Source organism: Kitasatospora sp. NPDC051705 (assembly GCF_044453265.1).
GTDB lineage: Bacteria > Actinomycetota > Actinomycetes > Streptomycetales > Streptomycetaceae > Kitasatospora.
The window spans coordinates 194,003-216,839 of the sequence record NZ_JBITCO010000010.1; the positions used below are offsets into that span (position 1 = coordinate 194,003).

General features: G+C 75.1%; 19 protein-coding genes. 11 read left to right on the forward strand and 8 right to left on the reverse strand.

Annotated elements, in window-relative coordinates; translation table 11 throughout:
• Positions 1-5: 5 nt before the first annotated feature.
• The 3 genes from ACIA8Q_RS15975 (at position 6) to manA (ending at position 5,495) form a co-directional block, all read left to right on the forward strand.
• A complete protein-coding gene (locus ACIA8Q_RS15975; RefSeq protein ID WP_396317323.1) occupies positions 6-3,050 on the forward strand; it encodes an alpha-mannosidase in 3,045 nt (1,014 codons plus the stop codon).
• 135 nt (positions 3,051-3,185) lie between these two features.
• On the forward strand, positions 3,186-4,136 hold the full coding sequence (locus ACIA8Q_RS15980) for an ROK family protein (protein ID WP_396317324.1): 951 nt from the start codon (positions 3,186-3,188) through the stop codon (positions 4,134-4,136).
• 24 nt (positions 4,137-4,160) lie between these two features.
• Entirely contained in the window at positions 4,161-5,495 is a 1,335-nt protein-coding gene (gene manA, locus ACIA8Q_RS15985; RefSeq protein WP_396317325.1) for a mannose-6-phosphate isomerase, class I, read from the forward strand.
• Here manA and ACIA8Q_RS15990 read toward each other — a convergent pair.
• The 7 genes from ACIA8Q_RS15990 to ACIA8Q_RS16020 all read right to left on the reverse strand — a co-directional run bounded on the left by ACIA8Q_RS15990 (position 5,459) and on the right by ACIA8Q_RS16020 (position 10,947).
• Positions 5,459-5,854 carry a DUF2267 domain-containing protein gene (locus ACIA8Q_RS15990; RefSeq protein WP_360208441.1) on the reverse strand — a complete coding sequence of 132 codons (396 nt, stop codon included), beginning with the start codon at positions 5,852-5,854 and terminating at the stop codon, positions 5,459-5,461. The genes manA and ACIA8Q_RS15990 overlap by 37 nt on opposite strands.
• 291 nt (positions 5,855-6,145) lie before the next feature.
• Positions 6,146-6,691 (reverse strand): thioesterase family protein, encoded by a 546-nt coding sequence (locus ACIA8Q_RS15995; RefSeq protein WP_360208439.1) that lies wholly within the window; start codon positions 6,689-6,691, stop codon positions 6,146-6,148.
• Positions 6,688-6,999, reverse strand: coding sequence for a hypothetical protein (locus tag ACIA8Q_RS16000; protein WP_360208437.1), 312 nt, complete (start codon positions 6,997-6,999; stop codon positions 6,688-6,690). The genes ACIA8Q_RS15995 and ACIA8Q_RS16000 overlap by 4 nt, the downstream gene beginning before the upstream one ends.
• 265 nt (positions 7,000-7,264) lie before the next feature.
• Entirely contained in the window at positions 7,265-8,224 is a 960-nt protein-coding gene (locus ACIA8Q_RS16005) for a DUF6528 family protein (RefSeq protein WP_360208435.1), read from the reverse strand.
• Positions 8,225-8,335: 111 nt separating this feature from the next.
• Positions 8,336-9,724 carry an NAD(P)/FAD-dependent oxidoreductase gene (locus ACIA8Q_RS16010; RefSeq protein ID WP_396317326.1) on the reverse strand — a complete coding sequence of 463 codons (1,389 nt, stop codon included), beginning with the start codon at positions 9,722-9,724 and terminating at the stop codon, positions 8,336-8,338.
• A gap of 105 nt (positions 9,725-9,829) precedes the next feature.
• Positions 9,830-10,327, reverse strand: coding sequence for a flavoprotein (locus ACIA8Q_RS16015; protein ID WP_360208431.1), 498 nt, complete (start codon positions 10,325-10,327; stop codon positions 9,830-9,832).
• Positions 10,328-10,461: 134 nt separating this feature from the next.
• Positions 10,462-10,947: a cysteine/serine endopeptidase inhibitor gene (locus ACIA8Q_RS16020; RefSeq protein ID WP_360208428.1), complete on the reverse strand. Its 486-nt coding sequence runs from the start codon at positions 10,945-10,947 to the stop codon at positions 10,462-10,464.
• A gap of 255 nt (positions 10,948-11,202) precedes the next feature.
• On the opposite strand from ACIA8Q_RS16020, the gene ACIA8Q_RS16025 reads away from it, so the two are divergent.
• Complete coding sequence (locus ACIA8Q_RS16025) at positions 11,203-11,400, forward strand: hypothetical protein (RefSeq protein ID WP_360208425.1); 198 nt, start codon at positions 11,203-11,205, stop codon at positions 11,398-11,400.
• A 102-nt stretch (positions 11,401-11,502) separates the two neighbouring features.
• On the opposite strand, the gene ACIA8Q_RS16030 is transcribed toward ACIA8Q_RS16025, so the two are convergent.
• On the reverse strand, positions 11,503-12,543 hold the full coding sequence (locus ACIA8Q_RS16030; protein ID WP_360208423.1) for an enolase C-terminal domain-like protein: 1,041 nt from the start codon (positions 12,541-12,543) through the stop codon (positions 11,503-11,505).
• A 498-nt stretch (positions 12,544-13,041) separates the two neighbouring features.
• Between ACIA8Q_RS16030 and ACIA8Q_RS16035 the strand changes: the two genes are divergently transcribed.
• The 7 genes from ACIA8Q_RS16035 (at position 13,042) to ACIA8Q_RS16065 (ending at position 22,693) form a co-directional block, all read left to right on the forward strand.
• Positions 13,042-13,992 (forward strand): TauD/TfdA family dioxygenase, encoded by a 951-nt coding sequence (locus ACIA8Q_RS16035; protein WP_360208420.1) that lies wholly within the window; start codon positions 13,042-13,044, stop codon positions 13,990-13,992.
• A gap of 22 nt (positions 13,993-14,014) precedes the next feature.
• Entirely contained in the window at positions 14,015-15,259 is a 1,245-nt protein-coding gene (locus ACIA8Q_RS16040) for an ROK family protein (RefSeq protein WP_360208417.1), read from the forward strand.
• Between the two features lie 79 nt (positions 15,260-15,338).
• Positions 15,339-16,925, forward strand: a complete 1,587-nt coding sequence (locus tag ACIA8Q_RS16045; RefSeq protein ID WP_396317327.1) for an ABC transporter substrate-binding protein — start codon at positions 15,339-15,341, stop codon at positions 16,923-16,925.
• Positions 16,926-16,943: 18 nt separating this feature from the next.
• The gene (locus tag ACIA8Q_RS16050) at positions 16,944-17,888 is read left to right on the forward strand and encodes an ABC transporter permease (RefSeq protein ID WP_360208411.1); all 945 of its coding nucleotides are present in this window, start codon (positions 16,944-16,946) and stop codon (positions 17,886-17,888) included.
• Between the two features lie 4 nt (positions 17,889-17,892).
• Positions 17,893-18,747 (forward strand): ABC transporter permease, encoded by an 855-nt coding sequence (locus ACIA8Q_RS16055; RefSeq protein WP_360208409.1) that lies wholly within the window; start codon positions 17,893-17,895, stop codon positions 18,745-18,747.
• Positions 18,744-20,330 (forward strand): ABC transporter ATP-binding protein, encoded by a 1,587-nt coding sequence (locus ACIA8Q_RS16060; RefSeq protein ID WP_360208406.1) that lies wholly within the window; start codon positions 18,744-18,746, stop codon positions 20,328-20,330. The genes ACIA8Q_RS16055 and ACIA8Q_RS16060 overlap by 4 nt, the downstream gene beginning before the upstream one ends.
• The gene (locus ACIA8Q_RS16065) at positions 20,327-22,693 is read left to right on the forward strand and encodes an arylsulfatase (protein WP_360208403.1); all 2,367 of its coding nucleotides are present in this window, start codon (positions 20,327-20,329) and stop codon (positions 22,691-22,693) included. The genes ACIA8Q_RS16060 and ACIA8Q_RS16065 overlap by 4 nt, the downstream gene beginning before the upstream one ends.
• Positions 22,694-22,837: the final 144 nt, after the last annotated feature.

Below are 22,837 nucleotides of genomic sequence, written 5' to 3' on the forward strand. Positions count from 1 at the left end.
CTGACATGCACGATGACCGCACCCTGGTGGAATCCCGTCTCAAGCGCGTCCTGGACGAGCGCATCCGCCCCGCCGTGTACCCCGAATCCGTCCCGCTGGAGGTCGGCATCTGGACGGCCCCCGGCGAGCCCGTCCCGGTCGCCGAGGGCCTGGCCGCTCCGCGCGCCCCGATCGCCGTCGGTGACGCGTGGGGCGCCCCCTGGGGCACCAGCTGGATCACCGTGACCGGCACGGTGCCGGCGGCCTGGGCCGGGCGGACGGTCGAGGCGCTGATCGACCTCGGCTTCGACGCCAACATGCCCGGCTTCCAGTGCGAGGGTCTGGTCTACCGCCCGGACGGCACCCCGGTGAAGGGCCTCAACCCGCAGAACCAGTGGGTGCGGATCGCCGCCCCCGCGGCCGGCGGCGAGCAGGTGCTGCTGCACGTCGAGGCGGCCTCCAACCCCGTCATCCTGGACTACCACCCCTTCCTCCCCACCGAGTTGGGCGACCGGGAGACGGCCGGCGACCAGCCGCAGTACAAGCTGGCCCGGATGGACCTCGCCGTCTTCGACGAGACGGTCTGGCAGCTGGTGATGGACCTGGAGGTGCTCGGCGAGCTGATGGCCGAGCTGCCGGTGGAGGGCGCCCGCCGCTGGGAGCTGCTGCGCGCGATCGAGCGGGCGCTGGACGCCGTCGACCTTCAGGACGTCAACGGCACTGCGGACGCCGCGCGTTCGGAGCTCGCCGGGGTGCTGGCCGCGCCCGCCGCGCCGTCCGCGCACCGGATCGGCGCGATCGGCCACGCGCACATCGACTCGGCCTGGCTGTGGCCGCTGCGCGAGACCGTGCGCAAGGTCGCCCGCACCACCGCGAACATGACCGCGCTGCTGGAGGACGAGCCGGACTTCCTCTACACGATGTCCCAGGCGCAGCAGTACGCCTGGATCAAGGAGCACCGCCCCGAGGTGTACGCCAGGGTCCGGAAGGCCGTCGCCGAGGGCCGGTTCGTCCCGGCGGGCGGCATGTGGGTCGAGTCCGACACCAACATGCCGAGCTCGGAGGCGATAGCCCGGCAGTTCGTGCACGGCAAGCGGTTCTTCCTGGACGAGTTCGGGGTGGAGAACCAGGAGGCCTGGCTTCCGGACACCTTCGGGTTCACCGGCGGCCTGCCGCAGATCATCCGCAACGCGGGCTCGAAGTGGCTGCTGACGCAGAAGATCTCGTGGAGCCAGGTGAACCGGTTCCCGCACCACACCTTCCTCTGGGAGGGCATCGACGGGACCAGGATCTTCACCCACTTCCCGCCCGTGGACACCTACAACTGCTCCATGAAGGGCAGCGAGATCGCCCACGCGGCACGGAACTTCAAGGACAAGGGGGTGGCCCGGCACTCCCTCGCCCCGACCGGCTGGGGCGACGGCGGCGGCGGCACCACCCGCGAGATGGTCGCCAAGGCGGCCCGGCTGAAGGACCTGGAGGGCTCGGCCACCGTCCGCTGGCAGAAGCCCGCCGAGTTCTTCGCCGAGGCCGAGGCCGAGTACCCGGACCCGCCGGTCTGGGTCGGCGAGCTCTACCTGGAGCTGCACCGGGCCACCCTGACCAGCCAGGCCAAGACCAAGCAGGGCAACCGGCGCAGCGAGAACCTGCTGCGCGAGGCCGAACTCTGGTGCGCCACCGCCACCTTGCGCACCGGCGCGGAGTACCCCTACGAGCAACTCGACCGGATCTGGAAGACGGTGTTGCTGCACCAGTTCCACGACATCCTGCCCGGTTCCTCCATCGCCTGGGTGCACCGCGAGGCCGTGGCGACCTACGCGGCGCTGGCCGAGGAGCTGGGGGAGCTGATCACGTCGGCGCAGCGGGCCCTCGCCGGGGATCACCGGGGCGAGCACGAGCTGGTGTTCAACGCGGCGCCGCACCAGCGTTCCACGGTCCCGGCCGGGGGCGCCGCCGTGGTGGCCCCGCCGGCGGAGGGCTGCACGCTGGCCGAGCGCCCCGAGGGCGGCTACTTGCTGCGCAACGGCCTGCTGGAGGTCGTGGTCGACGCGGAGGGCCTGGTGTCCTCGGTGGTCGAGGTCGCGAGCGGACGGGAGAGCGTCGCCCCGGGCACCCGCGCCAACCTGCTGCAGCTGCACCCCGACTTCCCCAACATGTGGGACGCCTGGGACGTCGACCGGTTCTACCGCAACACCGTCACCGACCTGACCGGCGTGGACTCGCTGACCGTCTTCGCGGAGACGGCGGAGACGGTCTCCGTCCGGGTCGTGCGCTCCTTCGGCTCGTCCACCGCCGTCCAGACGCTCACCCTGCGGGCGGGCGAGCAGCGCCTGGACATCGAGACCCTGGTGGACTGGCACGAGACCGAGAAGTTCCTCAAGGCCGCCTTCCCGCTGGACGTCCACACCGAGCGGTACGCCGCCGAGACCCAGTTCGGCCACCTCTACCGGCCCACCCACACCAACACCAGTTGGGACGCCGCCAAGTTCGAGGCCTGCAACCACCGCTTCGTCCACCTCGACGAGCCCGGCTGGGGCGTCGCCCTGGTCACCGCCTCCACCTACGGCCACGACGTCACCCGCACCGTGCGCGAGACCGACGGCGGCACCACCACCACCGTCCGCTTCTCGCTGCTGCGCGCGCCCCGCTTCCCCGACCCGAGGACGGACCAGGGCGTGCACCGCTTCCGGCACGCCCTCGTGCCGGGCGCGGCGATCGGCGACGCCGTCCGCGAGGGCTACCGGATCGGCCTGCCCGAGCGGCGGATGACCGGCAGCGTCGAGCGGGTCGCGCCGCTGGTGGCGGTGGACCACGACGCGCTCGTGGTGAGCGCGGTCAAGCTCGCCGACGACCGCAGCGGGGACCTGGTCGTCCGGGTCTACGAGGCCGGCGGCGGCCGCGCCCGGGGCCGGCTGAGCACCTCCTTCCCGCTCGCCGGCGCCGTCCCCTGCGACCTGCTGGAGCGGCCCTGGGACGGCACCCGTGGCGAGGTGTCGGTGGTGGACGGCGCGGTCCACCTCGCGCTGCGCCCGTTCGAGCTGGTCACGCTCCGGCTGACCGCCGCCGGCTGAGCGACGGCGCTGTTCTACGCTGAGCGGCGCCCCGGCCCTCCCGGCCGGGGCGCCGGGCACCGCCGGCCCCATCGGCCCGCCCCGCCCGCCAGCCCACCCAGTCCGCCCGTCCGCACCCGCCTGGAGCCCGCCGCGATGACCCGTACCCCGCCGCCCGCCGCCGCCCCGCTGTTCGCCGCCGTCGACATCGGCGGCACCAAGATCGCCGGGGCACTGGTCGACGGCGGGGGCCGGCTGCGGCACCGGCTGCAGCTGCCCACCCCCGCGCAGGAGCCGGGCCCGGCCGTGCTCGCCGTCGTGCACCGGGTGCTGGACCGGCTCGCCCACACCGCGGACTGGGCCGGTGTGACGGCCGTCGGGGTCGGCAGCGCCGGACCGGTCGACCTCGCCGACGGCACCGTCAGCCCGGTCAACATCCCCGGCTGGCGCGGCTTCCCGCTGGTCGCCGAGGTCGCCGCGCACCCGGCGGTGGCCGCCCTCGGACTGCCCGTACGGCTCGCCGGCGACGGCGTCGCGATGGCCGCCGCCGAACACTGGCAGGGCGCGGCCCGCGGTGCCGCCAACGCGCTCTGCCTGGTGGTGTCCACCGGCGTCGGTGCCGGCCTGGTGCTCGACGGCGCGGTGCGGCCCGGCCCCAGCGGCAACGCCGGCCACCTCGGGCACATCAGCGTCGACCTGGACGGCGAGCCCTGCCCGTGCGGCTCGCGCGGCTGTCTGGAGGGCCTGGCCAGCGGCACCGCGATCGCACGGCGCGCCCTCGCCGGGGGCTGGCACCCGAGCGGGGAGGACCGCTCGGCGCGCGCCGTCGCCGCCGACGCCGCCGCGGGCGACGGGATCGCGCTCGCCGCCTTCGACCGCGCCGCCCAGGCCCTGGCCGCCGGGATCGCGGCCACCGCCGCCCTGGTCGACCTCCAGCGGGTGGTGGTCGGCGGCGGCGTCGCGACCGCCGGCGACGTCCTGTTCACGCCGCTCGCCCGCCACCTCGACCACTACGCCACGCTGTCCTACGTCCGCGGCCTGGACGTGCGCCGCGCCGAACTCGGCACCGACGCCGGGCTGATCGGCGCGGCCGCGCTCTGCCGCTGACCCGCCCCACCGGAGGCCCGCGCCATGCCGCTCCCGCCGTTCGCCCTGCTGCACAACCCGGTCCGCGCCTACGCGTGGGGCTCGACCACCGCGATCCCCGAGCTGACCGGCACCCCGGGCACCGGCGCCCCGCAGGCCGAGCTGTGGATGGGCGCGCACCCGTCCGCGCCGTCCGCCCTCGGCCCCGCGGACGGGGCCGGCGGTCCGCGGCCGCTGGACGGGCTGATCGCGGCGGACCCGGACGGGCTGCTCGGGCCGGAGACGGTGCGACGGTTCGGCCCCGGGCTGCCGTTCCTGTTCAAGGTGCTGGCCGCCGACCGGGCGCTCTCCCTCCAGGTCCATCCGACCCGGGCCCAGGCGGTGGCCGGCCACGCCGCCGAGGACGCCCGGGGCGTTCCGCGCGACGCACCCGGCCGGGTCTTCCGGGACCGCGGCCACAAGCCCGAACTCATCTGCGCCCTGGGTGACTTCGAGGCACTGTGCGGCTTCCGTCCGGCCGCCGGGACGGCCGGGCTGCTGGAGGCGCTGGACGTCCCGCTGCTCGCCCCCTGGGCCACCGCGCTGCGGACCCGGCCGGCCGCCCAGGCGCTGCCCGCGCTGCTGCGCGGCGCGCTGGCCACCCACCGGCCCACCGGTTCGCAACTCGCTGCGGTGGAAGCGGCCTTGCGGCGGCTCGCGGGCTCGGGCGGCCGGTACGCCCGGGCCTGCGCGGCCTACGCCCGGGTCGCCGCGCAGTACCCCGGGGACCCGGGGCTGGTCGCCGCACTGCTGCTCAACCACGTGCCGCTCGCCGCCGGCCAGGCGCTGTACCTGGACGCCGGTGTCCCGCACGCCTATCTCCGCGGCGTGGGCGTGGAGTTGATGGCCAACTCGGACAACGTGCTGCGCTGCGGGCTGACCGCCAAGCACGTCGACGTCGACGGCCTGCTGGCGGTCACGTCCTTCCGCACCGGCGGGCCCCGGGTGCTCGAACCTCAGCCGTGGGGCCCGGTCGAGGCCGGCTTCCGCTCCCCCGCCGAGGAGTTCCGGCTCTCCCGGCTGCGGCCGGGCGCGATGGCCGTCCGGGTCGAGCTGCCCGCCCCGCAGATCCTGCTCTGCGTCGCGGGCCGGGCCCGGCTGCGCGCGCCCGGGCACCCCGACCTGGCGCTGCCGCCGGGTGCCTCGGCCTACCTGCGGCCGAGGGCCGGGCCGGTCGAGCTGACCGGCCCGGGCTCGGAACTGTTCCGGGCCACCACGGGGGAACCGCCCACCCGGGCCACCACCGGCGCCCCGGCCCGGTCCGGCGCCGGCGCGCCCGCGCGGGCCGGCAGGGCTGCGCCTGCTCAGGCCGGCAGCGGGTGGCCGAACAGCAGGTCGTAGCCGTCCGGAAGCTGCTGGAGCACCCGGTCGATCAGCCCGTCCGGGGCGAGGTCGGCGACGGTGCTGAGGACCGCCCCGACGTCCCACTGCGCGGTCGTCCCGGTCGCCCCGTCGATCCAGCCGCCGACCGCCTGCACGAAGCGCTCGGCGGTCAGCGGCTCACGGGCGGGGGCGGCGTCGCGCAGTAGGGCGGCACAGGTCTCGGGCAGGGCGTCGGCGAGCTCGATCCGCTCCGCGCCCACCAGGTGCTCGCCCAGCAGCCCGAGGACGACCCGGACGGCGTGTTCCGCCTCGGCGTCGCCCCGGTACTCCCCGCGTTCGACGACACGGGCGCGGAACTCCTCCCAGGCGATGGTCATCGCGTCCTCCTTCCGGGTCGGCGGAGTCTGCGGGACCGGTGCCGGTCGGGCCGGACGCCGGTGGCGGCGGGGTCCGGTCGGCGGCTCCGTCGCTGCCCGTGACCGGCCGTGGGCCGCACCGGTGCCCGTGCTGCTCAGCGTAGTCCTGCGCCGGGGCCGCGGGGAGCCCGGCCGGGCGGATCGACGCCGTTGTCGATCACGCCGCCGGCCCGGGCCGCCGTGGGGGTGGGCCCGGGAGCCGGGGCCCGGAGCGGGGCCGCGCGGCAGTCCGCCGGGGTGGCCGGCCCGGCCTCAGGCCGCCGAGGCGCGACAGTGCCGCCGGGTGCGGCGCGTCGAGGAGAACCCGGGCCGGGCCGCTACGCGCTGTTGCGGCGCCACCGGAGGCGCGGTGGGCGGTGCCGCGACCGCCCGCACGGCCTCCGGCATAAACGCGGCGAGAAATCTCCGCTCGTTCGAGCTGAGTTTCCTCGACCGGCCGGATTCGCGGTCCCGGGCGACCACCACGGTTCTCGCCCGCATAAACGTGAGCGGATCCCGGCAGACATTCACCACGACGTGCGCGGAACTCCGCCCGAGGCGTTCCACGGTCAGCCGCACCGACAATGGCTCGGGCCGGTGGTGCAACTGCTCCAGGTAATCGATCTCGTGCCGCGCGATGATGAATCCGGACGAGAACAGGGATTCCCGGACGGCGGTCGCGTGGTGGCAGAACAGGTCGTAAATCCCCTCCTGGACGTAACCGATCAGCCGGACGTTGTTGATGTGCCCGTTCTCGTCGACGTCGCTCCACCGGGTGGGGCAGGACAGCACGTGCACGCCCGGGTGCAGCGCGCTCACTGCTGCATCGACCCGGCGCCGCCCGCCACGGGCAGCAAGGCGCGCCGCAGCCTCGCGTAGTAGCCCGAGTGCTCGGCCGCCATCCGGGCCGCCGTCCAGCCCTCCTCGGCGGCTTCCGCGGCGGCCTGGACGACCAGGCTGTCGAGCACCGCGTCCACCGAGCGGCAGAGCTCGGCGACCGCCGCGAGGCGCTCGGTGACGGCGGCGCCGCCGGCCGGATTCCGCGCCGGGAATGCCGCCAGCGAGTCCACCGCGAGCTGCAGATCGTCGATCGCGCCCGGCAGGTCTTCCGAAAGGCAATTCTGCATGTTTTTCTCCAGGACTTATCACGGCCATTACGGCCCGGTAACCAGCGTTCGAATGCACCGGATCGGTGTCGGCCCCCCGACGCCTTCGACGCTATCCCAGTCGGAGCGGGTCGGCGGATGGTTTGCGGACGGTACCGGGAAACTCACTTCCATTGGAGTAGTTTGCCGGGGTACACAATATGCCCCATCAGCCGAATGCCGTCGGCAGATCGGGTGGTTTCACCGACCCGACCGGCAGAATCCGCTACCGTGCGTCACGGATCTGCTACCGCCCTCCCCACCAGCGTGCCTTGTAGAGGTGCGTCCCGCGCAGGGCCCGCACCCCGTCCGGACGGTGCAGGGTGATCACCGAGGTGCACCAGTCGCACGGCCCCGTGTGGTCCGGGGCGGCGGTGAGGATCCGCCCGGTGCCGGGCTCGTCGCCGATGCTCTTCACGTCCCGTTCGGCCGCGGGAGTGCCCAGGTGGACGGGGGTGAAGCGGTCGGCCGACGGGTCGTAGCTCCACAGGTGCTCCAGCGTGCTCACCCAGTACCGGCCGGGCGCGGACAGCACCGGGGCGAGGTCGTGACCGCCGCGGTCCGGCAGCGGGGTCGTCCGCACGACGGTCAGGGTGGGCGCGGGCGGCGTCCCGCCCACCCGCAGCGCGAGCAGCACGTCGTCGCCGAGCGCGAGGAGCAGACCCGTCCGGGCGTCCCGGTGCACGCCGTGGGCCCCGGGCAGCGGGACGGCGGCGTGCGCGGTGGCCCGGGGGCCCTGGGAGGCCGCGTACAGCCGGATCCACCCGCCACCGCTCGCCACCACCGCGACGTTGCCGTCCGGCAGCAGCTCGGCGCTGTGCGGGTTGGCGGCGCCGCCCACGTCGACGGCCCACCGGGTGCGGCCGGTCGCGGTGTCGACCACCGCGACCAGTCCGCCGGAGGCCGTGACCAGCAGGTGGCGCCGGCCCTGCCGGATCCGGATCCTCGCCTCGTCCGGGTTGCTCCAGCTCCGTTCGGGCGCGAGGTCCGCCAGGCCGGGCGCCCGGTCGGCGCTCCAGCTCCAGACCACCGGCAGCCGGTCGGGGCCCTGGTAGGCCATCAACTCCTCGGCGCTCTGCAGCACCAGGACCCGGCGCGACGCCTGGTCCACGGCGACGACCGCCCAGCCGGGCGAGCGGGCGCGCGCGCCGGTCGCGGGCACGCAGAGCAGCAGGGCGCACAGGCCCACCAGGGTTCTCCTCAGCACGCCCCCACCGTGCGGGCCGCCGGGCGGCTCCGCACGGCGGGGCGTCCGAACGGCCGCGCCCGCCGCCCGGGCCCGGCGGGCCGCGGAGGCCGGGCGCGGGCCGCTCGTGGGTCAGTGCCGCCCGGCGACGACGTCCGCGACCCGGGCGATCGGCGAGGTGGTCGCCCGCCCGGCCGCCTCCTGCCGGTCGGCCGCGTGGTAGGCCGCGTACATCGCGTGCACCCCGATCCAGCGCAGCGGCTCCGGCTCCCAGCGCCGCACGGTGTGGCCCACCCAGGGCAGCCCGGTCAGTCCGGTGTCCCGGCCCAGGACGAGGTCCCGCAGCGTGCGGCCGGCCAGGTTGGTGGTGGTGACCCCGCTGCCGACGTAGCCGCCGGCCCAGCCGAGCCCGCTCGCCCGGTCCAGCTCGACCGTCGCGCACCAGTCCCGGGGGACGCCCAGCACGCCGGCCCAGGCGTGGTCGATCCGGGCCCGGGCCGCGCCGGGGAAGAAGCGGTCGAGGATCGCGCGCAGCTGGCGCACCGTCTCCACCTGGGTGCCGCCGTCCGCGTCGGTGCGGGAGCCGAACCGGTAGGGCACGCCCCGGCCGCCGAGCGCGATCCGGTCGTCGGCGGTGCGCTGCGCGTACATGTAGGCGTGCGCGAAGTCGCCCAGCACCTCGCGGCCCTGCCAGCCCGCCTCCGCCCAGAACGCGGCGGGCAGCGGTTCGGTGGCGATCATCGCCGAGTTCATCGGCAGCCAGGTCCGGCGCTCGCCGCGCAGCCCGGCGGTGAAGCCCTCGGTCGCGCGCAGCACGTACTCGGCGGTCACCGTGCCGTGCGGCGTCACCGCCCGGGGGCGGCCGTACGCGGTGCCCGGCAGGATCGCGGTGACCTCCGTCCCCTCGTGCACCGCCACCCCGAGGTCCGTGACCACCCGGGCCAGCCCGCGGGCCAGCTTGGCCGGCTGGATCCGCGCGCCGTACGGGGACCAGGTGCCGCCGAGGGCGCCCGCGACGGCGATCCGGTCGGCCGTCTCCTTGGCGCCGAGCAGCTCTACCCGGCCCTCGCCGTACCCGCGCTCCGCCTCGGCGAACTCCCGCAGCCGGGCCAACTGGGCCGGGTTCCTGGCCACTTCGAGCACCCCGCCGCGCACCACGTCGGCATCGATCCGCTCGGCGGCCGCGACGTCGACGACCTCGCCGACCGACTCGTCCATCGCCCGCTGCAGCGCGGCGGCGGCGCCCCGGCCGTACCGTCTGGCGAAGGCGCCGCGCCCGGCGAAGCCGTTGTAGAGCCAGCCGCCGTTACGGCCGGAGGCGCCGTAGCCGCAGAAGCGGCGCTCCAGCACCGCGATCCGCAGGGAGGGGTCGGCCTTCTTGAGGTAGTACGCCGTCCAGAGCCCGGTGTAGCCGCCGCCGACGATGCACACGTCCACGTCGGCCCCGCCGGGCAGCGGCGGCCCGGGCTCCGGGAGCCCGCTCGCCGCGTACCAGAACGACACCTCGCCGTTGACCGCCACCGGATCCTCCTGCACCGTCGCTGACCTGCCCGGACGCTACTCCCTCCGGTTCGTCCCCGAACACCGGCACAGTGCCAGGATCCGCGATCCCGGCCAGTCACCCTGTCAGTCGGCGACGACGTCCAGCAGGTGCGTCGTCCAGCCGTGTTCGCCGGGCTCGGGGTCCACGAACCGCACGCCCATCCTGCGCAACCGGTCCAGGCTCTCCTCGTACGCCGGGTGCGCCGCCTGCGCCGAGCTCACGCACGGCTGGACCACCACCGGCATGCCCAGGCCGTAGGACTCGCAGAGGATGCCGAGCGCGAGGGTGTCCGAGATCCCCGCCGCCCACTTGTTGATCGTGTTGAACGTGGCGGGGGCGACGATGATCGCGTCCGGGTCCGGCAGCGGGCGGGGGTCGCCGGGCCTGCGCCAGGCGGAGCGGATCGGGTATCCCGTCCGCGCCACGATCGCCTCCTGGTCGATGAAGCCCATGGCCTGCGGGGTCGCGACCACGCCGACCTCCCAGCCGCGCTCCTGGGCGGCCCCGATCAGCTCCTCCACCCCGCCGGCGCCGGCGGTCCCGGCCGCGCACACCACGACGTACAGCACCGGCTTGGTCATCTCCTGGGCTCCCCTCGCGTCACCGACCCGCCACGATACGAGGTCCGGTGGCGGCGCCGGGCCCCGGGCGCCCGCCCCCGCACGCGGCCGGGCCGGGCGGGGGCGGGCCGGAGCGGTCCCGAGGGCGGGGCCGGTCAGCCGAGGGTGGAGCCGGTGACGGGCTCGGAGAGCGCCACGGTCGTGCCGTTCAGGCCGGCCTTGACGAACTGCCAGGTGAGTCCGGTGATGACGCCCTTGCCGAGGGGCGCGAGCCGGGCGAAGGCGGGCTGGCTGAGGTCGATGTGGGTGGCGTCGCAGGACGGACACTGGTCCCTGACGGGCACGGTGACGGTCTTGCCCTGGTAGGTCACCTTGACCGAGATGCCCTTGCAGACCGGGTCGTTGTTGGGGTTGGCGGTGGTCCACCAGGTGTGCGAGACGGCGACGAGCATCTGGGTGGCGGCGTTGATCTGGGTGCCGCAGGCGCCGAAGCCGGCGTCGTTGTAGTAGGTGGCCTTGCCGCTCATGGGCTTGTTGATCGGTATCGCGGCGCTGGCGGTGCCGGCGGTGAGGGCGATCAGGGCGGCTGCGGCGAGCGGGGCGCCGGCGAGGATCCTGAGGTTCTTGGCGATGGCGCGCATGGTTCCCTCCAGGCTTTGATCATGTTCATGACATGCATACAGCGATGGAACTCCCCGCGGCCGCGCTCGAGTTCACGGCGACGGGCAAGGCGACGGTACGCGTCGGCGATCTACGTGGTCCAGACCTCCGCACTGTTGTCATGAACACAAGGCAGGGATCTTTACGAATGCGGCCGAAGGGGCGAAGATGCGTGACCGCCCGGCGACGCAGGGTGTTGACAGGCCACCACGCCCGTCCCCCGGAGGCCCCGCCCCATGCGCACCGCACTCGCCGCCCTGCTCCTCGGCACCGTCCTGATCCCGGCCGCGGCCACACCCGCCGCGGCCGCCACCACCGCGCCCCGCGCGGTCAACCAGGGCTACAGCATCCCGGTCGGCGGGGTCACCGACCTGGGCGCCCTGCCCGTGCTCGGTAGCCTCGGACTGGACTTCGCCCGGTTGCTGGGCCAGTAGCCACCCACCCCCGGAGCCCGCCCGGCGTCACCACGACGGCCGGGCGTCACCACGGCGCCCGGACGTCACCACGGCGCCCGCCGCCCACGCGGCCGTCCCGCGTCACCACGCCCGCTCCAGCGTCCACCGCCGCCGGTCCAGCTCCAGGCCCAGCCCCGGCCCGGCGGCGGGCCGCAGCCACGCGCCGGCGCCGGCCTCGGCCGGGCGCACCGCGTCCGCCCGCCAGGCGGTCTCGCCGTACGCGAACTCCGTCTCCACCGACGGCCCGAGCGCCACCGCCAGGTGCACCCCCGCCGCCGTGGCCACCGGCCCGGCCGGGTTGTGCAGCGAGACGCCCGCCCCCGCCCCCAGGGCCGCGGACACCAGCGACGTCGCCGCCCGGAAGCCGCCCGCGTGCTTCACGTCGGGCAGCACCCAAGCCAGCAGGCCCTCCTGCAGCGCGGGTTGGAGCTCCGAGAGGTCGGCGGCGAGCTCCCCGCCGGCCAGCGGAGCGATCCCGGCGACCGCCCGCAGGGATGCCACCGGCGCCGCGTCCTCCAGCCACCGCAGCCCCAGCGCCCCCAGTTCGCGGGCCGACGCGAGAACGTCATCCACCCGCAACAGCCCGTGCACGTCGACCATCAGTCCGGCCTGCGGCACCGCCCGCCGCACCGCGACCGCCCGGGCCAGACCCACCCGCAGCCGCACCTCCGCCGGCAAGCCGTCGAACGGCGCGCACTTGACCGCCCGGTACCCGTCCGCCACCGCCGCCCGCGCCACCTCGGCGAACTCCTCCGGCGTGCGCAGCCGCAGCGCCCGGTCGATGCTGGCGTGCCGCGCGACGGGCCGGGGCTCCGTACCGCCCAGCCAGCGCCAGAGCGGCTGACCGGTGCGGCGCGCCGCGAGGTCGGCCGCGGCCAGCTCCAGCGCGCCGCGCACCGTCCGTACGGCCAGCGGGCCCCGGCGGTTCAGTCCGGCCACCACCGCCGAGACCGACCCGCCCTCGGCGAGCCCGGCCGCGACCGCCGCCCAGACCCCGTCGGCCCCGGGCCCGGCGTCCGAGTACTCGCCCAGCCCGTACGCTCCGTCACCATCGGTCAGCTGCACCACCCGCCAGGTGGTCCCCGCGGACACCCGGGCCTGCAGCAGCTCCAGCACGGGCACCCGCCCGCCCCCCTTTCGCGAACCACCGGCCCCGGGAGGGCTGCCCCCCGGCGTCCGGACTTACTTCCGCTCGGCAAGTTAGTAACCGACATGTGCCCGTCACAAGGCCGAACATCCGCGCGACGTGCGCCCGTCACCCTCGCGACACCGGCCGTCATCTGCCGCAATGCACCAGCAACACCCGTTCCCAGCAGCCAAGATGCCGATTGACAGCCCCCCGTGCCCTTCAGCACGATGGGCGCCGAGCCCACTCGCAGCGAACCGGAAGGAGGGGCGATGAACCGCGTTGTCCGCCCCGTCCCGGCCTGCCGCCCGCGCCGCAGCTGTCCCGGCGCGCTCGCCTCCTGACCGTCCGGCACCCCCGGCCGGCCGCTCTGCGCCACCCCGCCCCACGGCCCCGCCGGGCCGTTCCGGCTGCCCCGGCACCGGCTGTCAGGGCGGGCGAAGGCCTCCCCTCTCATCACTCACCGTCACCATCTCCCCTGAAAGGGATCCGTCATGACCACTGCCCTGACCGAACTCCGCCTCACCCCCGCCGCCGGCCGCATCGGCGCGGTCGTCCACGACGTCCGCCTCGACGGCGACCTGCCCGCCGAGACCGTGGCCGCCCTCGAGAACGCGCTGTACGAGCACAAGGTGCTGTTCTTCCGCGGCCAGCAGCACCTCGACGACGCCGGGCACGAGGCCTTCGCCCGCCTGCTCGGCCACCCGGTCGGCCACCCGACGGTGCCCAGCGCCGACGGCCGCTACGTCTTCGAGCTCGACGCGACCAAGGGCGTGCGCGCCAACAACTGGCACACCGACGTGACCTTCGTGCCCTCCTACCCCAAGGCGTCCATCCTGCGTTCGCTCGAACTGCCCCCGGCCGGCGGCAGCACCGTCTGGGCCAACACCGCCGCCGCCTACCAGGACCTGCCCGCACCGCTGAAGACCCTGGCCGAGAGCCTGCGGGCGGTGCACACCAACGACTACGACTACGCGGCCCGGCTGGCCCTGCGCCCGGAGCTCGCGGACGACGCCGAGATCGCCCGGCTGTTCCGCGACGTGTTCGTCTCCACCGCCTTCAAGACGGAGCACCCGGTGGTCCGGGTGCACCCGGTGACCGGCGAGAAGTCGCTGCTGCTCGGCGCCTTCGCGCAGCGGATCCAGGGCGTCTCCGGGGCCGACAGCCGGGCCCTGATCGACCTCTTCCAGCGCTACGTCGAGCGGCTGGAGAACACCGTCCGCTGGGACTGGCAGGTCGGCGACGTGGCGATCTGGGACAACCGCGCCACCCAGCACTACGCCGTCAACGACTACGGCGACGAGCCGCGCCTGGTCCGCCGGATCACCCTGGACGGGGACCTGCCGCACGGCGTCGACGGCGTCCCGAGCCGCCTGCTGGAGCCGGCCGACCCGCCGCGGGTGGCCGGTCTGGTGCCCGCCGAGGAGCTCGAAGCCGCCAACTGACCGGAAGCCGGGTGCCACCGCCATGTCCACCACCCTGCTCCCCCGCCCGGCCGCCCGCACCGGGGACGACCGCCGGGACGCCAACGCCGCCGCCGTGCTGCGGACGGTGCTCGACCACGGGCCGGTCGCCCGCAGCCGGGTCTCCGCCCTGACCGGGCTCAGCGCCTCGGCGGTGTCCCGGCAGGTGGTGGACCTGGTCCGGCTCGGCGTGCTGCGCGAGCGGCCGGAGCTGGCGGCCGCCCGCGCCGGCGGCGCACTCGGCCGCCCGCAGCTGCCGGTGGCCGTGGACACCGACCGGCTCGCCGTCGCCGGGCTGCACCTCGGCGTCCCGTACACCACCTTCGCCCTGCTCGACCTGCGCGGGCGGGTGCTGCACCGGCAGGAGATCTCCAACCGCGGCCGCACCGGGTTCGCCGTCCTGCGGCCGCTGCTGGAGCGGCTGCCCCGGCTGCTCACCGCGGTGCGCGGCGGCCGGACGGTGGTCGGCCTCGGGGCCGTCACGGGCGGCACCGTCGACCCGGAGCGCGGCCTGACGCTCCGGCACGGGCCCCTGGGCTGGACGGACCTGCCGCTCCGGGACCTGCTGGCGGACGCCACCGGCCTGCCCGTCCAGGTGGACAACCACGCCCGGGCGCTCACCCTGGCGGAGATCCTCTTCGGCCACCCGGCGGCCCGCCGGAGCATGGTCCACCTGTTCGTCGGCCACGTGGTGGACGCGGCGCTGGCCGTCGCCGGGACGGTCCACCTGGGCCCGCCCTCGGCCGCCGGCGACCTCGGCCACCTCCCGGTCGCCGGGCCGCCCGGGCAGCCCGTCCCCGGGGGAGACGCCCGCTGCCACTGCGGCCGCCCGGGCTGTCTCTCGACCGCCGCCTCGGACACCACCCTGTTCGAGGCCGCGGCCGCCGAGGGGATCACCCCCGGGCCGGACCGCGCCCGGCTGGTCGACGCCGTCCGGCGGGGCGATCCGCGGGCCGACCGGCTGGTCCGCGCCCGGGCCGGGACGATCGGCCGCGCCCTGGCCCTGCTCGCCGACGTGGTCAACCCCGACCTGCTGGTCCTCACCGAGACCTTCGCCGTCCTCGATCCCCGCTACCTCGACGTGGTCCGCGCCGAGTTCGCCCGCCACTCCCACCTGCACCGCAGCGCCGACCTGCTGATCGCCCAGACCCGCGGCGCCGACGCGCTCGCCGTGGCGGCCGGCGCCCCGGTGCTCGGCGAGCTGTACGCCCGCCCGTTCCGCGCCCTGGCCGCCGCGCCCGCGCCCTGACCGTGCCGCGTCCGTCCGTCCGTCCGTCCGCACCCGATCGCCCGCCCGCACGCCGCCCGCCCGTCTCCGAAGGACCGCCATGACCGCGTTCACCCGCCCCTCCGCTCCCGGCCTGTCCCGCCGCGCCCTGCTGCGCGGCGGCCTCGCCGGCGCCGGCCTGCTGACGCTGGCGGCCTGCCGCTCCGCCGCCGACACCGCGGCCTCCGCCGCGGGCGCTCCGAGCGGCCCGCGCCGCGGCGGCGTCCTGTCCGTGGCCACCGGCGTCGACTTCACCCCGAGCCTGCTCTTCGCGCAGAGCGCCAACACGCTCGTCCAGCGGCTCGTCTTCAACACCCTGACCAGGTACGACGACCAGCTCCGGCCGCAGCCCGAGCTGGCCACCTCCTGGCAGGTCGCGGCGGACGGCCTGAGCGTCACCCTGAAGCTGCGCGAGGACGTCACCTTCCACTCCGGGCGCAGGTTCACCGCCGACGACGTGGTGTTCGCCGTCAGGAACCTGCAGGACCCCTCCCGGGCGGCCCAGTTGCGCTCCACCGCCGCCGCCGTCACCGACTTCCACAAGAACGGCGACTTCGAGCTGACCCTGGTGCTCGCCCACCCGGTCAGCAACCTCTTCGACCTCTTCGAGTTCATGATCGTCCCGGACTCGGCCAGCGTCGCCGACGCCCTCGCCGGGAACAGGCTGATCGGCACCGGCCCGTTCACCCTCACCGACCGCAAGCCCGGCTCCTCGCTCACCCTCGCCCGCAACGAGAAGTACTGGAACCCCGGCCGCCCCTACCTCGACGGTGTGGAGATCCGGGTCGTCCCGCAGGCCGAGTCGCTGCTCTCCTCGCTCCGGACCGGCCAGACCCACCTCTCCTACGCCGTCCGCGGCAAGGACGTCGCCACGCTCAGGAACGACCCGCGGTTCCGGATCAGGCAGTACGACACCGGCTCCGGCGCCTACTACATCGGCGTCAACCTCACCGCCGAGCACGTCGGCGACAAGCGCGTCCGGCAGGCCATCGCCTGGGCCGTGGACCGCGAGCGCTTCGTCCAGCAGGCGCTCGGCGGGTACGGCACCGTCTCCTCGGTGCCGTGGCCCAAGTCCTCCCCCGCCTACAGCGAAGCCGGCGCCGCCCACTACCGCCACGACCCGGAGAAGGCGAAGGCGCTGCTCAGGGAGGCCGGCGCGGAGTCCCTCACCCTCCCGTTCGCGCACTCCAACGACCCGGGGTCGACCGCCGTCGCGCAGATCCTGCAGTACGACCTCCAGCAGGTCGGCATCGAGGTGGTGCTGCAGCCCACCGACTCGCCCACCATGCAGAAGCAGCTCATCGCGCAGAGCATGCCCGCGCTGTGGACGCTCAGCCACGGCTTCGCCCAGCTCCACCCCGCCACCCTCGCGGTGAGCGCCTACCCCTTCAACGAGGCCAAGAACAGCTCGCGGTTCAGCTCCCCCGCCTACACCGACGTGGTCCAGCGGGCGTGGAACCGCAGCGACAGCGAGAGCCCCGAGGCCAGGGCCCTCTACCAGCAGATCACCGACGTGCTGCTGGACGAGGAGTTCGTCATCGACCTGGCCATCGCCGGGCTGGTCGAGGTGGCCGGCGCCGGGGTGCAGGGCGTGACGCTCAACAAGTTCAGCTACCTCAACCTCGACGACGCCTACCTGACGGCCTGAGCGGGAGCCCCGACCCCCATGCGCACCTTCCTCCTCAAACGACTGCCCAGCGGGCTGCTCGTCCTCGTCCTCGCCTCCTTCCTGATCTTCCTCATCCTGCGGCTCATCCCCGGCGACCCCGCCACCGCCCTGGCCGGACCGGACGCCTCCCCGGCGACCCTCGCCGCCGTCCGCGACCGGCTCGGGCTCGACCAGCCGCTGCCCGGCCAGTACCTGCACTGGCTCGGCGGCGTGCTCGGCGGCGACCTCGGGCCGAGCTACGCGATCGGCGGCCGGGTCTCCGACCTGATCGGCAACGGCATCGCCGCCACCGTCCAGCTCACCCTCGGCGCCCTGCTCCTGGTCGTGCTGCTGGCCCTGCCGCTGGCGGTGGCCGGCGCGACCACCCGGCGCCGGCCGGTCGCCGCCGCCGTCCGGGCCCTCACCACCGCCGTGCTCGCCGTACCGCCCTTCGTCACCGGCGTCCTGCTGGTCCTGGTCCTCGCCGTCACGCTCGGGCTGCTCCCCGCCGGCGGGCACGAGTCCCTGCTGGACGCCCCCGACCTGGCCGTCCAGTACCTGGCCATGCCCGCGCTCTGCCTGGCCCTGCCCAGCGCCGCCGTCGTCGCCCGCCACCTCGAGGACGGCCTCCGGCGCGCCCTCGCCGAGGACTACGTCCGCACCGCGACCGCCCTCGGCGTCTCCCGGCGGCGGATCGTCTGGCAGCACGCGCTGCCCAACGCGCTGCCCTCCGCGGTCACCGTACTGGGCCTGCAGGTCGGCCAGCTCATCGCCGGCGCCGTGGTGGTGGAGCGGATCTTCGCCTGGCCGGGCCTCGGCCAGCTGATCGAACAGGGCGTGGTCCGCCGGGACTACCCCGTCGTGCAGGACCTGCTCCTGCTGGTCGTCGCCTGCTACGTCGCCGTCCAGCTGCTCACCGACCTCGCCTACACCTGGCTCGACCCCCGCGTCCGGTGGGAGTGACCCGATGACCATCACCGCCCCGGCCCTGCGCACCGCCCGTCCGCGCGGCCGCCACCGCCACCTGTCCGCCCTGCTGACCTGGCGCGGCCTCACCGGCCTCGCCCTGGTCGGCGTGACCGGCCTCGCCGGACTGCTCGCACCGCTGCTCACCGGCCTCGACCCGAACGCCCAGAGCGCCCTCGCCCTGGCCGGCCCGAGCGCCCGGCACCCGTTCGGCACCGACGACCTGGGCCGCGACGTGCTCAGCCGGGTGCTGCACGGCGTCGGCACCGACCTGACGATCATCCTCACCGCCGTGCCGATCGGCGCCGCGCTCGGCTGCGCGGCCGCCCTGCTCGCCGCCACCTCCCGGTGGGCCGACCTCGCCGTCCAGCGCGGCTTCGACCTGCTGCTCGCCTTCCCCGGGCTGATCCTCGGCCTGGCCGTCACCGCCGTCCTCGGCCCCGGGCGCTGGCCGGTCGTGATCGTCATCGCGCTCGTCGAGATCCCGGGCTTCGGGCGGCAGCTGCGGGCCGGCATCCTGGTCCAGCGGGAGCGGGAGTACGCCCTGGCGGCCCGCGTCGGCGGCTCCTCCCGGGCCCGCGTGCTGCTGCGCCACGTCGTCCCCAACGCCGTGGACCCGCTGATCGTGCAGACCGCCCTCGCGCTCTCGCTGGGCGTGTTCATCGAGGGCGCGCTCAGCTTCCTCGGCCTGGGCGTCCGCCCGCCGGAGCCCACCCTCGGCAGCATCCTCAGCCAGTCGGTGGCCTACCTGTCGACCGACCCGACCTTCGCGGCGGCCCCGTTGGCCGCCACCACCGCCCTGGTGCTCGGCTTCACGCTGATCGCCGAGGCCCTGAACCGGGGGATCCGCCGATGAACACCGTCCTGCGGGTCGACGACCTCACCGTGGCCTTCGACGGCTCCACCGCCGTCGACGGCGTGGGCTTCGAGCTCGCGGCCGGGGACACGCTCGGGATCGTCGGCGAGTCCGGCTCCGGGAAGTCCACCACCGCGCTCGCCCTGCTGCGGATGCTGCCGCCCGGCGGCCGGATCACCGCCGGCTCCGTCGAGCTCGCCGGCCGGGACCTCGCCGCCCTCCCGGAGGAGGAGCTGCGCGCGGTGCGCGGCCGGCGGATCGCGATGATCTTCCAGGACCCGATGTCCTCGCTCAACCCCGTCCTCACCGTCGGCCGCCAGCTCGACGAGGCGCTGCGCGCCCACGGCAGCCGCCCCCGCGCCGAACGGGCCGCCCGGGCAGCCGAGTTGCTCGACCTGGTCGGGATCCCGGACGCCGCCGGACGGCTGCGCGACCACCCCCACCAGTTCTCCGGCGGGCAACGCCAGCGCATCATGATCGCGCTCGCCCTCGCCCACGACGCCGAGGTGCTGGTCGCCGACGAACCGACCACCGCCCTCGACCCGACCGTCCAGCGGCAGATCCTGCGACTGCTCACCCGGATCAACCGGGAGACCGGCACGGCCCTGGTGGTGATCAGCCACGACCTCGGGGTGATCGCCCACACCTGCCGCCGGCTGCTGGTGATGCGCGGCGGCCGGGTCGTCGAGCGGGGCGACACCGCGGACGTCCTCGGCACCCCCCGGCACCCCTACACCCGAGAGCTCCTCGCGGCCGTCCCCCGGCTGGACGAGCCCTCGGCGGCCGCCGCCAACAGCACGCCGGGGGCCACCCCGCTGCTCACCGTCAGCGGGCTGGGCAAGACCTACGGCTCACGACGGCGCAGCGTCACCGCCCTGCACGGCGTCGACCTCACCCTGCACCCCGGCGAGACCCTCGGGCTGGTCGGCGAGTCCGGCTCCGGCAAGTCCACCCTGGCCCGGGCCCTGGTGGGCGCGCACCAGCCGTCCGCGGGCCGGATCCGCTTCCGCGGCGAGGAGGCGGGCCGCGCGCCGCACCGGGAGATCCAGATGGTCTTCCAGGACCCGTACTCCTCGCTCAACCCGCGGATGACCGTCGGACGGATCATCGCCGAGCCGCTGATCGCGCACCGCCTCGGCGACCGCGAACGGCGGGCCGCCCGGGTCGCCGAACTGCTCACCCAGGTCGGCCTGGATCCGTCGGCCGCCGACCGCCACCCCCGCGCCTTCTCCGGCGGCCAGCGCCAGCGCATCGGCATCGCCCGGGCGCTGGCCCCCGAGCCGAGCGTGCTGATCTGCGACGAGCCGGTCTCGGCGCTGGACGTCTCGGTCCAGGCCCAGGTGATCGAGCTGCTCGCCCGGCTGCAGCGCGAACTCGGCCTCGCCGTCCTCTTCATCGCCCACGACCTGGCCGTCGTCCGCCGGGTCAGCCACCGGATCGCCGTGATGCACCGGGGCCGGATCGTCGAGACCGGGCCGGCCGACCGCGTCGTCACCGCACCCGAACACCCCTACACCGCCGAACTCCTGGCCGCCGTACCGGCCCTGGACGCCGCCCGACCCACCACCCGGAGCACCGCATGACCGCCACCCCGACCACCGAGCCGCCCACCGGCCCGCACGGCGCCGACCCGCACCGGCGCGACCCCTACGCCGGCTTCCCCGGCACCGTCGGCCGCACCTTCCGCGAGTCCACCCCGGCCTGGCCCCGGCGCGTCCGCCCCCGCGAGGGCGCCCCCAACATCGTCGTCGTCCTGATCGACGACATGGGGTACAGCGACATCGGCCCGTTCGGCGCCGAGATCCCCACCCCGACCCTCGACCGCCTGGCCGCCACCGGCGTCAGGCTCGCCAACTACCACACCATGCCGCTCTGCTCCCCCGCCCGGGCGGCGCTGCTCACCGGTCTCAACCCGCACCGGGTCGGCTACTCCTTCGTCGCCAACGCCGACCCGGGCTTCCCCGGCTACGGCATGGAGGTCGCCGGGGACATCCCCACCCTCGCCGAGCTGCTGCACGACGCCGGCTACGCCACCTACGCCGTCGGCAAGTGGCACCTGACCCGCGACTCCGCCTCCAACGCCGCCGACGACCGCGCCAACTGGCCCCTGCAGAAGGGGTTCGACCAGTACTACGGTGTCCTGGAGGGCCTCACCAGCCTCTTCCACCCCCACCAACTCGTCCGCGACAACAGCCCGTTGGACATCGACGAGTTCCCCGACGACTACTACTACACCGACGACATCACCGACCAGGCCGTCAAGATGGTCAAGTCGCTGCGCGCCCACGACGCCGAGAAGCCGTTCTTCCTCTACCTCGCCCACAACGCCGTCCACGGCCCGCTCCAGGCCAAGCCCGCCGACCTCGAACGCCACCGCGGCCGCTACGACGGCGGCTGGGACGAGCTGCGCCGCAGCCGCTTCGCCCGCCAGCTCGCCGCCGGGCACTTCCCGCCCGGCACCGAACTGCCCGAGCGCAACTCCGAGGCCGGCCACGAGGTCGGCCCCTGGGACGAACTGACCGACGTCCAGAAGAAGTTGTACGCCCGCTACATGGAGGTCTACGCCGCGATGGTCGACAACGTCGACCAGAACCTCGGCCGCCTCACCGACACCCTCGAAGCCCTCGGCGAACTCGACGACACCATCATCGTCTTCACCTCCGACAACGGCGGCACCGGCGAGGGCGGTGCCGAGGGCACCCGCAGCTACTTCAGCCGCTTCGTCCACCACCCGGGCCTGCCCGAGGACTGGAACCCGGATGTCGAGCGCGAGATCTCCCTGATCGGCGGCCCGCAGAGCCTGGTGCACTACCCGCGCGGCTGGGGCATGGCCTCCAACACCCCGTTCCGCCTCTACAAGGGCCAGACCTACGCGGGCGGTGTCCGCGTCCCGTTCGTCCTCTCCTGGCCGGCCGGCCTGCCCCGCGCCGAGGGCGACACCGGAGTCCGCGCGCAGTACCAGTACGTCACGGACGTGCTGCCAACCCTGCTCGAACTCGCCGGCGTGGAACGGCCCTCCCGGCGGTCGGAGCACCCCGTGCAGGAGCTGGACGGGATCGCCTTCGGCTCCGTCCTGCGCGACGGCGCGGCCCCCAGCACCCACCCCGAGCAGTACTGCGAGATGACCGGCAACCGCAGCTACTACCGCGACGGCTGGAAGCTCGTCACCCTGCACCGCTTCGGCGCGCCCTACGACGACGAGGAGTGGGCGCTGTACGACCTGCGCACCGACCCCACCGAGATCCACGACGTCGCAGCCGAACACCCCGACCTGGTCAAGGAGTTGTCCGCCGCCTGGGAGGCCTCCGCCTGGCGCGACGGAGTCTTCCCGCTCGCCGACGGCAGCGGCGCCCTCGCCCTGCGCGGCCCCGAGGACGAGCGCCTGCGACGCCCCGTCACCCTGCTGGCCGGCACCCCCGAGCTGGAGCGCTACCGCTCCTCCCGGCTGATCTCCTTCCGCTCCTTCGTCGTCGAGGTCGCCCTCGACCGGCACCGCGACGGCGACCAGGGCGTGCTGGTCTCGCACGGCGACCAGGGCGGCGGCTACAGCCTGTACGTCGAGGACGGCCGGCTGCGGTTCGCCTACAACCAGTACGGCGAGCTGCTGGAGGCCGACGCGGGGCCCGTGCCGGCCGGTACCCGGCTGGTCGTCGTCGAGGCGACGGCCGTCGCCGACCTCAAATGGGAGTTCCGGCTGCTCGTCGACGGCGTCGAGGGCGGCCGGCTCGGCCCGGTCCACCAGCTGATCGGCATGGCGCCGTTCCAGGGCGTCAGCGTCGGCGTGGACCGCAAGTCCCCGGTGTCCTGGCCGGTGTACGAGCGGCACCGCTCGTTCCGCTACACCGGCGCCCTGCACTCCGTCACCTACCTGCCGGGCGAACCGGCCCCGTACGACCCGGAGACGGTCGCCCGGGCGCTGCGCGAGGCGGCGGCCGCCTTCGAGTGACGGCCGCGGCACCTCCGGGTGACGACGGCGGCCGCGGGCCCCGGGTGCCGACCCGGGGCCCGCTCCCTCCTGCCCCAGGCCTCCCACCAGCCACAAGTGCCCCCTCCCGAACGGCCGCCACCCGCGTTAGGCTCGGTCGGCGCG